Below are 12,386 nucleotides of genomic sequence, written 5' to 3'. Positions count from 1 at the left end.
GCATAAATTCACGGCTGTCTGGATGCCTTCTGATGGTGCATCTACAATGCGAAGGACTTTCAGGCTCAAATTGTTCCGTCTGTTTAACAGAATCTTGTGGTCTAAAATCATGACCAAGCTTCGTATAATGATAAAGAAGTTTCTGGAGGAAGCTCCTAAACAAGGCGGACCAGCCCCAGTTTATATTTTATCATGATCCAGTTTCCAATGTGTATTCACAGCCGTAAGGGGGGTTAGAAATGGACATGTCAAAGGTAAAGACTTTCATCATTGCCGTTTTGCTGATTTTGTTTACTGCCGCGGTCATTACCCACCCGCAGGAATCATTTGACGCTTCAAAAAGCGGACTTGCCATGTGGTGGGAAGTCGTATTCCCTTCCTTATTGCCTTTTTTTATTTTATCGGAGCTCTTGATCGGGTTCGGAATTGTCAGGTTTGTCGGGCTGCTCCTTGAACCTTTCATGAGGCCCGTGTTCCGCGTTCCCGGTGTCGGAGGGTTCGTGCTCGCCATGGGCATGGCTTCCGGTAATCCGGCCGGCGCCAAACTGACCTCAAGGCTTAGGCAGGAACGGCAGATTTCCCGGGTTGAAGCAGAGCGGCTCGCTTCATTCACCAATTCATCTAACCCGCTGTTTATTTTCGGAGCTGTCGCGGTTGGCTTTTTTCATAATCCATCTCTCGGCGTCGTACTCGCAGCCGCCCACTACTTAGGCAATTTCGCTGTCGGGTTGACTATGCGTTCCTACGGAAGAAAAGAAGAAATCCGCACCGCGAGAAAAAAGAAACTGCCCCTGCCTTCTATTAAAGAAGCATTAAAAGCGCTTCATCAAGCAAGACTTGAAGAAAAAAGGCCGCTTGGCAAACTGCTGAGCGACGCTGTCATCTCATCAGTGCAGACCTTGCTGATGGTAGGTGGTTTCATCATTCTTTTTTCTGTCTTTAATAACATTCTTTCCGTTATTCACATGACGGATATTCTTTCTCAGGCAACAAAAATGATCCTGACTGCCCTTCAGTTCCCCGCTGATCTTGATAAACCTTTATTATCCGGATTGTTTGAGATTACGCTTGGCAGCAAGCTCGTCAGTGCAACGGACGCTGCTTTGCTCCAAAAAGCCGTTATCGTCAGCTTTATTTTAGGATTCAGCGGTTTTTGCGTACAGGCCCAGGTTGCCGGAATCCTTGCGGAAACGGATATTCGCTTCAAACCGTTTTTCATCGCCCGCTTCCTGCAGGGAATTTATGCAGCTTTATTTGTGCTGATCCTTTGGAAGCCTCTCTACACATCTTTCTATTCTCCGACTGAAACGGTCTTCTCATTTTTTCGGGATGGGGAGGCGGAATCTCTCTTTGTTCAGATGTGGAACGTCTTAGTGCAGGTCGGACCCCTTCTGACGATCAGCACCCTATTCGTCTACATCATCCTTTACGCAAAAACATGGGCTCCCGCGAAAAAATGAGCAGCCTTCAACGGCCGCTCATTTTTTTGCAAACTTTTCTTTGAGTGCAGATTCAACCGCTTCAGGCACGAGCTCTGCTACAGATCCTTTGTATTTTGCCACTTCCTTGACAATGCTTGAACTCAAAAACGAGTATTGATTGTTCGTCATCATAAAAAACGTCTCGATACTCTCATCAAGCACTTTGTTCATTGAGGTCCCCTGCATCTCATATTCAAAATCAGAAACAGCCCTTAAGCCCCGAAGGATCACGTTGGCCTGTTTGCTTTTGGCATAATCAATCAAAAGCCCCCGAAACGATTCAACATGGACATTCGAGATATCCCGCGTGACTTCGCGCAGCAAATCACAGCGATCTTCGACTGTAAACAGCGGCTGCTTTGAAGAATTGTTCAAAACGCAAACATATACGCGGTCAAACACTTTCGCCCCGCGCCTGATAATATCCAAATGTCCAAAGGTCACCGGATCAAAGCTTCCGGGACAAACAGCAATGCTAGCCATCCCCATTCCCTCTCTTTCTGTATATGGTTACTCCTGTTAAGCCGTATATTTCCTGTCTGACAATCCGGAGTTCGCCCACCGCTTCCGGGAGTGCGACTTCTTTTGCATGCTCCGCCAGGATGAACCCTTTATCAGTCAGCATATCCGCTTCGTCAATCGTCGATAAAAGCGCTTCCAGCTTTTGTTCTCCATATGGCGGGTCCAAAAATACCGCATCAAAGCGTAAACCCCTTTTCACCAATGCGTGCAAGGCCCGTTCCGCATCATTTCTATAAACTTCAGCATGCTTTTCCAAACCCAGTGTTTTCAAGTTCCCTTTCACGGTTTGAATCGCTTTAAAATCCCGGTCTATAAAAACGAAACGGTCAAAGCCCCGTGATAGCGCTTCAATGCCCAATCCTCCGCTTCCAGCGTACAGATCAAGGCCGTTTCCTCCGTCAAAATACGGACCGACCATATTAAAGATGGATTCTTTGACCTTGTCGGTCGTCGGCCGTGTTGACGTGCCGGGAACCGCTTTTAATGCGCGTCCCTTATGCGTCCCAGAAATCACTCTCATACTTCCACCACTTTTTCTTAAAACTCGAAAAAAATCATCCCTATCTTATCACAAAGTGTTTTTTGGCACAAACACCCAAAGTGGAAATTCATATGTATAGCTGTCCGGCCTCATGGTGATAATAATAGCAACAGCATCGATTGATGTTGTTGCCAACCGCGGAGAAGACTTACGTTTCCCCATAAGTTCTTCCTCCGGTTTCTCCTCTCCCTTTGCCTTCTCCTTAAATCTTTAAGGAATAGAAGGACCCCGCAGGTTATGCTGCGGGGATTTTTTTAAACAAGGACATTATATTCCTGCTTTATAGTCATATTCTTTTGCTTTGTCCAGCTTGGACTCAAATTCCATTTTTAAAAACGGCTTATAGGATAGGTCCACCTGTTTCACAAAGGAATAAGAACGAACCTTGGCCATGATCTTCTCGGCCTCATCCATATTGCAATAAATCACGACATATTTCAGCCGTTTTGAAACGTAATGAACATTTCCGAATTTCCTGAGCATTTTCGCCTGCTTCAAAGAATGCAGCCACACGATTAATCCTTGACGTCTTATATCCAAATTGTTCACCTGCCTGTCGCTATGTACCTTTTCGTTCTATGAAAAAGACGAGACTAAAAAGGGTCTCGTCAGGAAACTTTACAGCCGCAGCTGCCGCCTGATCCGCAGCCTCCGCCGCAAGATGAAAGATTATCAAAATAAGGGTTGCCGGTCGGTACCTTAATATGTTTTGAGACCGCCTGGCCGATTTCTACGCTGACCTCATCAAGTATGCTTTGCAGCTCGGTTTCGGCTTTTTTGAATTCGGCAACTGTATGATGAAGGTCAAGCTCTCGTTTAATATCCCTCATTTTTTTTGAAATCTCTTTATAATCAGGATGATACTTTCCGAAACGCTGTACATCCTCATACTGTTCTTTTATTTTGGCAAACGAAGCGATAATTCGTCCGGCCTCTTCATCTTCACGGAGACGCTTGTAGCACTTTCTGTAATGTTCAGCCGCCTCTGATTGAAGAATCATGTTGGCCAAATCATACGCTTCATTCTGAAGCCGCAGCGATTCCATTGTGGCATACATAGACATGCACCTCCAGCTATAGTGTATCACAAAACAGCCGTTTTCAAAATGTCTATGTCGGTTTCGGACTATTTTTTTCCAAAATAAAGCGTTAGGTACATATCGCTCTGACCGCTCAATTCTGAAAATCCTTTAGGCTTAGGTTTATAGGTCGAACAGCCAGCCAGCAGAAAGCATAAAAATAAAATCAGCCAGCATTTCTTCATCTGGATCAACTCCCTTATAGCCCTATCTTTTACGAATTGCGGAGTTTTTATAATCCAAAAAAAGACTCAGGTTCGGCTAATCCTGAGTGCGCATGGCATGGAACATTTGAATCATCATTTGAGCCATCTGAATGCCGTTTGAAAACTGGTTAACACGATGGGGAATCGTTTTTTCATAAAAATTCATCATATCCAGCTCAAAGGCCTGAAGATCATTCGGGCTTCGCGAAAGCTTGCGGTACCAGAGCGGCTGCTCACGGATGAAGCGGCGCCGTTCCTCATTGGCAAATACATATTCCTGCACCTCTTTGCGCATAATAATCCCCTTTGCTAATCTTTTCGGAAAGAAAATGGATGCTGCCCGCCGCCATGGTTTTCATTCTTTTGGCTTCCGCCCGAAAACTGGCTGAGCAAGCTTTGCAGCGAAGAAATAGACTGGCTCATTTTATCGATTTGTTCATTCATCTGGTTGGCGTCCATCCTTTTGACAGCGGTCACCATTTTAGAGATAAAATCGTTTTTGCCGCTCTCTCCAGACGCCTTTTCTTTTGTTTTTTCATTTTCTCTGTACGGATCCCAAATGGCGTCATCTTCCCCCAGCAAAACCCAGTTTTCATAAACTTCCTGCCAGCTCTTTTCCCCTTTTCGAACTTCGGAAATCAGCTTAGGATGCCGTTTAATAAACTGCTTAAATTTATCAATAGATGATTGGGCGTTTTGATTTGCCAACGTCTACACCCCCTCCGAAAACAAGTGCCTAATATAATGTATCCGGCCCGAACCAAATTTGTTCGCCTAATTTGCACCTTGGGACGCCTGATTTTGTGTGGCTGAAACGTTGTCCGTCCGCAAACTTTAGGCGGTTTTCTAGGCTGCATTCGGATACCGGAGGTTTTTTTGCTGTTTTTGAAATGTATACTGGCTGGCTACACCCAAGGCTCCGGGCGTTTACAGGCCGGACTGAACCGCTAGATCTCTTCCCTTGCAAGCGGCCGTGTCGAGCAATGAATGCCGCCTCCCATTTTCCTGATTTCAAAAACATCAATCGGAATCGTCTCAATGCCGTTTTTCTCCAAAACCTCCAGCATACGCGCCTGATTCATGTCAAAACTTCTCTCTATACGGCGGCACATCAAGTATGGACAGTCAAAACTCAGTCAATCGAGGGTGCTGCATAAAAACAAGCCCGGGTTTTTCCCCCGGGCTTGCCATGCTTTTTCACTATTGCCATTGCTTAATAAAGTTTTGCGTATAATATTTTTCATCCACCCCTACTCCGAGATGGGTATAGTCCGCATGTAACAGCGCTTTTCTATGTCCTTCACTGTTCAGCCAGCCTTCAACGGCAGCAGGTCCGTCAACATAGTTGAGCGCGATATTTTCTCCCGCCTGCTCAAAATTCACTTTTCCTTTTTCAAGACGGTCTTTTAGTGTACCTTCCGTTTCTGAAACATGTGAGAAATAGCGATGTTCTTTCATATCACTGCTGTGTCCGTATGCAACCTTTGAGACGGAGTCATCCCAATTCAGCTGAGAAAGGCCATGCCTTGCACGGATCACATTGGTCAAATCAAATATCTGCTTTTCATTTGCCTTCTCAATTTCCTTCCAATCCGATTCTGTCAGAGCTTTCGGTTCAATCAGTGTTCCTCTGTATACCACTTCATACGGCCTTTGTTTGATCAACGTTTCCGCATCAAATGCCCTGATGCTCGATAAAGTTCCTTCAAATTTATCCATATACAGCTGAACATAGAGATCATCAGCTTTCACAGTGGGCCTCGTGTTCATGTCTTCCTCTGAAAACTCAAACCGGTATGAATTGCCGTCGTATTTGACATTGACATACGGTGCGATCTGGGTTGTTTTAAAAACGTCTCTCGTAGGCTGTCCAATTTTAAATGGAGATGTGTTGACACCATCGCCTGTGGCGAAAAGCGTCACCGCCTTGTTGTTTAGAATGCCAATTTGCACATACTGTTTTTTCCCTTTATTGTAAACCCACCATTCATAATCATATGCTGAAGGATCGACTCTGTCGGGCTTTCCTAATTTCTTTTCGACTGTTTCAGCTGATTCTCCGATAAACGAAAGCAAACCAGACGAAGGAATGTTTAAAGATTTTTCCTTCTTCGTATCATTGCTGGAGACTTGCGGCTTGTCTTCTTTGACAATTTTTTCGGGATTTGAACCGTATTGAATAAAAAGAGCGTACGATGCCGCGACGATCAGAAGAATCACAAAAGCTCTAAAAACATTTTTCAAATTTTCACCTCCAGCTAATCGGTCAATCTATCCATAAAAACGGTAACCATCACTAACCGCCAAAAACTTAGTCTTTAGTGTCATTTAAACAGAACTGACGTGAATTTTCAATGATAATACAGCCTATTAGAATTTGATACCAAATATGTTTTTAATGAAGAAAATCTCCGGATCTCTCTTCGTTTTCTGAAATAAACGTCAGAGCGTCTCCAGCCTGCTCATTTGATTTTTCATAAGTTGAAACGTCACCAAGCGTGATGATGCCTGTCAATGTTTTTCCATTCATCACCGGAATCCTTCTGATCTGAAAATCTCCCATGAGATCGATTGCTTTCTCAATCGAATCATCTTCATTCAATGTAACAAGCTCTGTCGTCATCACATTTGTCACCTTCTGCGAATTCGGTTTTTTTGCAGCTATTCCGCGCAAAACCAAATCCCTGTCCGTCACGATCCCGACCAGTTCTCGATGATCGTCAAGCACCACCGGAATCGCTCCGACATCTCCGTCTTTCATTTTCACTGCTGCCTCGTATACATTATCCAGCACCGTACAATATAAAATATCCTTTGTCATGATATCCTTAACGCTTGTCAACAAAAAGACCTCCCTCTTGTCTTTAGACTTTGTTCATATTGTCGTCAAGCCTCCCGTGATTCATACTTTTCATAAAATATTTCGTTTATCGGCTTAAGCCAGGATTGAAAGTTTAACGCTTTCATACTATGATTGTCAGTAAAGGTAATTTTTTAAAAAGGGGGCTTTAAGGGATGAAATTTGAAAAATCCGGTATTGAAGGGCTGACCGCTGATCTTAATCGGCTGGACGATATCATGGAAAATGAAGGATTCGTCAGGGCTGGACAATGGGATTATGAACGTGTGACATATGACCGCAAATTTGACATGGTGGAAGGCAGATACTATCTGCGCGTCTTCGGGTATACGATGGAAGGCGACGTTGGAGCAAGACGTGCCGTCATTAAGCTGATGACGCCGCTCTTAGGAAAATATTATTATCCGCATGGGGTGGAGTACGGAGAAGAAGAGCATTTTCCAAAACAATTGCTTCAAACAAGCCAATCTGTTTTAAAAAATATTAAAGAAAAAGTTTCTGCACTTGAGGTTTAAAAAGATGTACATAAAAAAGGTACAGCCGGTTTTAAGGGCTGTACCTTTTTTTCGTGTCAATGTACTGTTGATGGAGAATACTCATCCAGCTCTTCTTCATCCTTTGCTCTTTCTTTTTTAGCCCAGCTGAAGAAAATAATCGCCAAAAACGTACCATACACAATTTCCTGGATGATTTTCATCACGATGGCGCCCAACTGCTGGTCTTCAAGAACGGGCATGCTGCTGAACATTTCCGGCCCTGTGAGCGACATCCCGCTCAGCATGTCAAGCGGAACGCACAGCTTCATCGCTTCTACCCAGGCTGACGGGTCTGAATACGTCGAATATAAAGCGGTATTGCTGAACATAATCAAAGCGCATGCAGGCGTCAGCAATATGCCGTCCGCCATAATGTAGCCCATTTTTAAAAGGCCGTTCATTTGCGGCAGCTCTTCGATCCGATGAATCAGCGGCCACCACATGAAAAAACCGGCAATAAAAATCAAAACCGTGATCACCGCGTGGTAAACAGCATCTGTTTTAACAAAATCAAAGACAAGCGGAATATGGTACATCGAAAATAAACCGTTAAACACAATGATCGCGATCAAAGGCTTTGTGAAAAACCGAAACAGCGGTTTGACAATCGGCCGAAAAATCAATTTCTTCCATAGCCAGGCCGGTACCCCAAGAATGATGAGGGGCGGTACCATCAAGTATAAAATCGCCATCTGTGCCATATGAGCGCTGAACAGGATATGTCCGAGCAAATCAAGAGGACTTCCCTTTGAAACATAGAGAAGAATCATAGCCGACAGAAACAGGCTGATTTCTTTCCTGGAAGCCCGTTCATCTTCAGATCCGAAGCGTTTGATCAGAAAAAAATAAAGGCCGATAATGAAAAGGACAGCCCCTAGGAAATAGGGGCTCCAAAGGGCGCGAAAACCAAATATTTCAAGGCTGCCCATCATGAGCATCCTCCTTTCTGTGCATCGCGTAGAACTACCACCAAATAAGCGTCATAAAAGCCAAAACGGTAACGAATGCGACCAAAACTCCTGAATAGAGGAATAAAGATGGCGCTTCATGCCCCCGCTGACTCATATGCATAAAATAATAAAGCTGAAACGCAACCTGAATGACCGCCAGCAAAAGAATGAACGGTACCGTAAACCAAACTCCGGCGTCTGAAGCGACTGTCAAAAAGGCAACAATGGTCAGGCCGATCATTAAACCGAATGAAATGACCTGATATCTCATGTCCTCCGCATTTTTCTTTCTGCGGTAGATGAGGTCTGTTTTGGGGTTTCCTCTGTTTTCGTTATTCACCATTCTATCCCACCATCCCCATTAAGTATACAACGGTAAAGATAAATACCCAGACAACGTCGATAAAGTGCCAGTAAAGGCTCGCAACAAAATATTTCGGCGTGTTGTATAAGCTCAGGCCGCGTCTCATGTTCCGGATCATTAATGTGAGAATCCAGAGAAGCCCGAAGGTTACGTGGGCTCCGTGCGTGCCGACAAGGGTATAAAAAGCAGAACCGAGAGCAGAGCTTGTAATGGTAAATTCATATTCGTGAACATAATGCGTGAATTCATAGATCTCCAGTGCAAGGAAGCCGGCGCCGAGCAAAACGGTAATTCCAAGCCAAATCTGCATTTTTTTAAAGGCAAAATTCTTCATGTGATACATGGCATATACGCTTGTCAAACTGCTCGTCAACAGGAGCATCGTCGCCACAAATACAAGGCCGATATCAAACATTTCATTCGTTTTCGGCCCCCCTGCATTCGATTCCTTCAGCGCAAGATAAGTCGCAAAGAGAGACGCGAACAGAACCGTCTCTCCTCCGAGAAATAGCCAAAATCCGATAAACTTATTTTTCCCTTCTAAAGTTGCTTTCTCAGGAGAAGCCGGGAAGGTTTCAGCTGTTAATTTCTCTTCTGTATGCATTATGCCTTCACCCCTTTGTCATCGTCATCCATCAGATCTTCTTTATGAATATGATACCCGTGGTCATCAATAACAGACCGAAGGAGCATCGACAGGAACGTGATTCCCAGTCCGATCAGGATGACAGGTAGCCCCCAGGCAAATTCCGTTCGATACATAAAGCCAAATGCCGATACAAAAAGCCCCAAGGACATAAAGAAAGGAAGAATGGAGCCGTTCGGCATGTGAACATCCTGCAAAGGCTCAGCCGCTGTCATCGAACGCTTGCCGGCTCTTTTCTCAATCCATAAAGCATCAAGTCCTCTGACCAGCGGCAGCTGTTTGAAATTGTATTCCGGCGGCGGTGAAGATACGGCCCATTCAAGCGTTCTTCCGTCGCCCCAAGGATCGCTGCCGACTTTCTCCCCTTTTGCGGTCGTCATAATAATGTTGATCAGCAGTATAATGACCGCTGCCGCCATAAACAATGCGCCGATTGAGCTGACCATGTTCGCCATGTCAAATCCCTGGTTCGGCAGAAATGTGAACACGCGCCGCGGCATCCCCCATAATCCAAGCCAATGCTGGATAAAAAATGTCAGGTGGAAGCCGATGAAAAAGAGCACAAATGTAATCTTTCCTAAAGGCTCGCTGAGCATTTTGCCGAACATTTTCGGCCACCAGTAATGAGCGCCTGCCAAGAGGGCAAATACAACTCCGCCTATGATGACGTAATGGAAATGGGCAACGACAAAGTACGTATCATGAAACTGATAGTCCGCGGGTGCCGCAGCAAGCATGACCCCTGTCACCCCGCCCATGACGAAAGACGGAATAAAAGATATCGCATAAAGCATCGGCGTCGTAAACTTGATGCTCCCGCCCCAGGCCGTCAGAAGCCAGTTGAAGATTTTGATTCCCGTCGGAACGGCAATGGCCATTGTCGCCACCGCAAAAATGGCGTTTGCCACAGGTCCGAGCCCTGTCGTAAACATGTGGTGAGCCCACACCATGAAGCCTAAAAAGCCGATCAGTACGGTCGCGAACACCATCGACGAATAGCCAAAAAGCCTTTTCCGGGCAAAAACCGGTATGATTTCTGAAAAGATTCCGAACGCCGGCAAAATGAGAATATAAACTTCAGGGTGGCCGAAGATCCAGAACAGATGCTCCCAGATTACCGTATTTCCGCCTAATTCAGGATTGAAAAAGCTTGTGCCGAACAATCTGTCAAACATCAAGAGCGCGATTCCGACCGTTAAAGGAGGGAAAGCGAACAGTATGAGTGCGGAAGCCACAAACGTCGTCCACGTAAACAGCGGAAGTCTCATATACGTCATTCCGGGGGCTCTCATGTTAATGATCGTCGCCAAAAAGTTGATCCCTGCAATCAGTGTACCGATTCCTGAGATTTGCAGACCGAGCACAAAGAAGTCGATTCCATGCCCCTCTGACTCAAGGGACAGTGAAGCATATGACGTCCAGCCGGCATCAGGCGCCCCTCCCAAAAACCAGCTTAAATTCAGAAAGAGACCGCCGAAAAGGAACAGCCAAAATCCGAGTGAATTCAAGAATGGAAATGCGACATCCCGCGCTCCGATTTGCAGCGGAACTACGGCATTCATCAAGGCAAACAGAAGCGGCATGGCCGCCAGAAAAATCATCGTTGTGCCGTGCATCGTCATGATCTCATTGTAGACCCCCGCGCTGACGATGTCATTCTCAGGTATCATCAGCTGGATCCGGATCATCATCGCTTCTAGTCCTCCGAGCACAAAGAAGAATCCGCCAGCCACTAAATAAAGCACAGCAATCTTTTTATGATCGACAGTTGTTAAATAGTCCCATAATACAGCCCCAAAACCTTGCTTTTTTCTAAGCGTACTCACAATGTAACCTCCCTCATTCTCCCTTTGAAGCGTTAGTCTTCCGTTTTTAACCCCTTGAGATATTCAGTCAATGCATCAAGTTCCCTCTCATTTAAATCAGGGTATGTTCCGGTCATCTTATTGCCCGGTTTAATGCTTTCAGGATCCTTGAGCCATGCCTTTAGGTTCTCATCATTAAACTCCTTGACACCGGCAATTTTTGACCTTTCTCCAAAGGTCGCGAGATTCGGCGCCGTTCTGGCGGCCTCTGCCCTTTGATCCTTTGAATCGGTCGCATGACAGCTTAGGCAGTTCTTCTCTTTGAAGACTTTTTCTCCTTCAACAGCAAGGTCTGTTTTCGGCTTCGCATCATAGTTTTCCATCTTGTTCATCCACTTATTGAACTGATCCTTAGAAACCGCTTTAACTTTAAAATCCATTAAAGCGTGGGATGGCCCGCAAAGTTCAGCACACTTGCCGTAAAAATATTCACCCGCGTCTTTGGCCCGTTTTGAATCGAACGTCAAGAAGAATTTGTTTTCGTTGTCTGTATTCGTGTCAACTTTTCCGCCGGCTGAAGGCACCCAGAATGAATGCTTGACATCCGAGGCTTTCAGTTTAAAATAAACGCGTTCATCTGTCGGCACAACCAGTTCCTGGCTTGTTACAACGCCGTAATCAGGATACTCGAATTCCCACCAGTACAGGTTTGCCCTGACATTGACGACCAGCGCTTTCTCAGGGTCTCTGTTTTTCTTATCCATCGGCTTTGTATCCGCCAAATCAAATGTCTGTGCGACAACAGGTACGACAAGGACAAGAAGAAGAAGAATCGGAATAACAGTCCATAAGATTTCTAAATTGCGGTTTCCTTCTACCTGTTTCGGCATGTGGTCATCACCGAGCTTAGACCTTCTGTATTTCACGATGACAAACACAAATATGAAGCTCACCACTACAACGACGACCACCATGATCAGCGTGCTGAGAACCATTAAGAAATATTGCTTATCAGCCACTTCTCCCGCAGGCTTCAGCGTTGATAAAAACGGTTCTCCGCACCCTGTTAAAACGAGCGCCAAAATAGTGAACAGCGAAATCAGACGCCATTTTTTTAACATTTCATCCCAACCCCTTTTCAATCAATCCTTTTGGAACTTTCACTACTTAAGCTTTTATAGGACACCCCATTCATCCACCTGACTCCCTACCCTAAATTAAAGCACTTACATTTCCTCTTTTCTTAAATAATGAGGTTTTTTACTCAAAATACCATCTATGTATGAACGTAAAGCCGCCTATAAACATAATCGAAAAATCGATAAGGCGGCTTTTACATGATTGTTGTCTGCTTGAAGTGTTAAGTGATAGCCTTCAATGTGATGAATTATAGAGT

The 12,386-nt window shown here is 45.0% G+C and carries 17 protein-coding genes; 2 read left to right on the top strand and 15 right to left on the bottom strand.

What is annotated here, in order from left to right:
* Positions 1 to 239 precede the first annotated feature (239 nt).
* Positions 240 to 1,460, top strand: coding sequence for a sporulation integral membrane protein YlbJ (gene ylbJ / locus BTA30_RS06255; protein WP_076760410.1), 1,221 nt, complete (start codon positions 240 to 242; stop codon positions 1,458 to 1,460).
* 18 nt (positions 1,461 to 1,478) lie between these two features.
* On the opposite strand, the gene coaD is transcribed toward ylbJ, so the two are convergent.
* From coaD to BTA30_RS06215, 10 genes are all read right to left on the bottom strand, one after another.
* Positions 1,479 to 1,964, bottom strand: a complete 486-nt coding sequence (gene coaD, locus BTA30_RS06250; protein ID WP_076760409.1) for a pantetheine-phosphate adenylyltransferase — start codon at positions 1,962 to 1,964, stop codon at positions 1,479 to 1,481.
* Entirely contained in the window at positions 1,957 to 2,523 is a 567-nt protein-coding gene (gene rsmD / locus BTA30_RS06245) for a 16S rRNA (guanine(966)-N(2))-methyltransferase RsmD (protein WP_076760408.1), read from the bottom strand. Before rsmD ends, coaD begins: the two co-directional genes overlap by 8 nt.
* Before the next feature lie 48 nt (positions 2,524 to 2,571).
* Entirely contained in the window at positions 2,572 to 2,706 is a 135-nt protein-coding gene (locus BTA30_RS24080) for a hypothetical protein (RefSeq protein WP_275666933.1), read from the bottom strand.
* 105 nt (positions 2,707 to 2,811) lie between these two features.
* Positions 2,812 to 3,084: a YlbG family protein gene (locus BTA30_RS06240; protein ID WP_076760407.1), complete on the bottom strand. Its 273-nt coding sequence runs from the start codon at positions 3,082 to 3,084 to the stop codon at positions 2,812 to 2,814.
* Positions 3,085 to 3,152: 68 nt separating this feature from the next.
* Positions 3,153 to 3,602 (bottom strand): regulatory iron-sulfur-containing complex subunit RicF, encoded by a 450-nt coding sequence (ricF, locus tag BTA30_RS06235; protein ID WP_076760406.1) that lies wholly within the window; start codon positions 3,600 to 3,602, stop codon positions 3,153 to 3,155.
* A 282-nt stretch (positions 3,603 to 3,884) separates the two neighbouring features.
* Positions 3,885 to 4,124: a YlbE-like family protein gene (locus tag BTA30_RS06230; RefSeq protein ID WP_076760405.1), complete on the bottom strand. Its 240-nt coding sequence runs from the start codon at positions 4,122 to 4,124 to the stop codon at positions 3,885 to 3,887.
* Between the two features lie 14 nt (positions 4,125 to 4,138).
* On the bottom strand, positions 4,139 to 4,537 hold the full coding sequence (locus BTA30_RS06225; RefSeq protein ID WP_076760404.1) for a YlbD family protein: 399 nt from the start codon (positions 4,535 to 4,537) through the stop codon (positions 4,139 to 4,141).
* Between the two features lie 239 nt (positions 4,538 to 4,776).
* On the bottom strand, positions 4,777 to 4,911 hold the full coding sequence (locus tag BTA30_RS24075) for a hypothetical protein (protein ID WP_275666935.1): 135 nt from the start codon (positions 4,909 to 4,911) through the stop codon (positions 4,777 to 4,779).
* A 118-nt stretch (positions 4,912 to 5,029) separates the two neighbouring features.
* Complete coding sequence (locus BTA30_RS06220) at positions 5,030 to 6,073, bottom strand: CAP domain-containing protein (RefSeq protein ID WP_076760403.1); 1,044 nt, start codon at positions 6,071 to 6,073, stop codon at positions 5,030 to 5,032.
* A gap of 151 nt (positions 6,074 to 6,224) precedes the next feature.
* Positions 6,225 to 6,671 carry a CBS domain-containing protein gene (locus tag BTA30_RS06215; protein ID WP_076760402.1) on the bottom strand — a complete coding sequence of 149 codons (447 nt, stop codon included), beginning with the start codon at positions 6,669 to 6,671 and terminating at the stop codon, positions 6,225 to 6,227.
* 173 nt (positions 6,672 to 6,844) lie between these two features.
* On the opposite strand from BTA30_RS06215, the gene BTA30_RS06210 reads away from it, so the two are divergent.
* Positions 6,845 to 7,204 carry a YugN family protein gene (locus BTA30_RS06210; protein WP_076760401.1) on the top strand — a complete coding sequence of 120 codons (360 nt, stop codon included), beginning with the start codon at positions 6,845 to 6,847 and terminating at the stop codon, positions 7,202 to 7,204.
* Between the two features lie 56 nt (positions 7,205 to 7,260).
* On the opposite strand, the gene ctaG is transcribed toward BTA30_RS06210, so the two are convergent.
* The 5 genes from ctaG to coxB are packed head-to-tail and all read right to left on the bottom strand — an operon-like array spanning position 7,261 to position 12,111.
* On the bottom strand, positions 7,261 to 8,154 hold the full coding sequence (gene ctaG / locus BTA30_RS06205) for a cytochrome c oxidase assembly factor CtaG (RefSeq protein WP_076760400.1): 894 nt from the start codon (positions 8,152 to 8,154) through the stop codon (positions 7,261 to 7,263).
* A 34-nt stretch (positions 8,155 to 8,188) separates the two neighbouring features.
* Complete coding sequence (gene ctaF, locus BTA30_RS06200; protein WP_076760399.1) at positions 8,189 to 8,518, bottom strand: cytochrome c oxidase subunit IVB; 330 nt, start codon at positions 8,516 to 8,518, stop codon at positions 8,189 to 8,191.
* Between the two features lies 1 nt (position 8,519).
* Positions 8,520 to 9,143 carry a cytochrome c oxidase subunit III gene (ctaE, locus tag BTA30_RS06195; RefSeq protein WP_076760398.1) on the bottom strand — a complete coding sequence of 208 codons (624 nt, stop codon included), beginning with the start codon at positions 9,141 to 9,143 and terminating at the stop codon, positions 8,520 to 8,522.
* Positions 9,143 to 11,011, bottom strand: coding sequence for a cytochrome c oxidase subunit I (gene ctaD / locus BTA30_RS06190; protein ID WP_083696856.1), 1,869 nt, complete (start codon positions 11,009 to 11,011; stop codon positions 9,143 to 9,145). The genes ctaE and ctaD overlap by 1 nt, the downstream gene beginning before the upstream one ends.
* 32 nt (positions 11,012 to 11,043) lie before the next feature.
* Positions 11,044 to 12,111, bottom strand: coding sequence for a cytochrome c oxidase subunit II (gene coxB / locus BTA30_RS06185; RefSeq protein WP_076760396.1), 1,068 nt, complete (start codon positions 12,109 to 12,111; stop codon positions 11,044 to 11,046).
* Between the last annotated feature and the right edge of the window lie 275 nt (positions 12,112 to 12,386).

Origin of the sequence: Bacillus swezeyi (genome assembly GCF_001969815.1) — a bacterium.
GTDB classification, from domain to species: domain Bacteria; phylum Bacillota; class Bacilli; order Bacillales; family Bacillaceae; genus Bacillus; species Bacillus swezeyi.
Note: the sequence above shows the minus strand (reverse complement) of the source record. Positions and strands in the feature narration are given on the sequence as shown.

Coding starts and splice junctions, on each gene's coding strand:
- ylbJ (WP_076760410.1), top strand. CDS start 240: ATGGACATGTCAAAGGTAAAGACTTTCATCATTGCCGTTTTGCTGATT.
- coaD (WP_076760409.1), bottom strand. CDS start 1,964: ATGGCTAGCATTGCTGTTTGTCCCGGAAGCTTTGATCCGGTGACCTTT.
- rsmD (WP_076760408.1), bottom strand. CDS start 2,523: ATGAGAGTGATTTCTGGGACGCATAAGGGACGCGCATTAAAAGCGGTT.
- BTA30_RS24080 (WP_275666933.1), bottom strand. CDS start 2,706: ATGGGGAAACGTAAGTCTTCTCCGCGGTTGGCAACAACATCAATCGAT.
- ricF (WP_076760406.1), bottom strand. CDS start 3,602: ATGTATGCCACAATGGAATCGCTGCGGCTTCAGAATGAAGCGTATGAT.
- BTA30_RS06230 (WP_076760405.1), bottom strand. CDS start 4,124: ATGCGCAAAGAGGTGCAGGAATATGTATTTGCCAATGAGGAACGGCGC.
- BTA30_RS24075 (WP_275666935.1), bottom strand. CDS start 4,911: ATGAATCAGGCGCGTATGCTGGAGGTTTTGGAGAAAAACGGCATTGAG.
- BTA30_RS06210 (WP_076760401.1), top strand. CDS start 6,845: ATGAAATTTGAAAAATCCGGTATTGAAGGGCTGACCGCTGATCTTAAT.
- ctaG (WP_076760400.1), bottom strand. CDS start 8,154: ATGGGCAGCCTTGAAATATTTGGTTTTCGCGCCCTTTGGAGCCCCTAT.
- ctaF (WP_076760399.1), bottom strand. CDS start 8,518: ATGGTGAATAACGAAAACAGAGGAAACCCCAAAACAGACCTCATCTAC.
- ctaE (WP_076760398.1), bottom strand. CDS start 9,143: ATGCATACAGAAGAGAAATTAACAGCTGAAACCTTCCCGGCTTCTCCT.
- coxB (WP_076760396.1), bottom strand. CDS start 12,111: ATGTTAAAAAAATGGCGTCTGATTTCGCTGTTCACTATTTTGGCGCTC.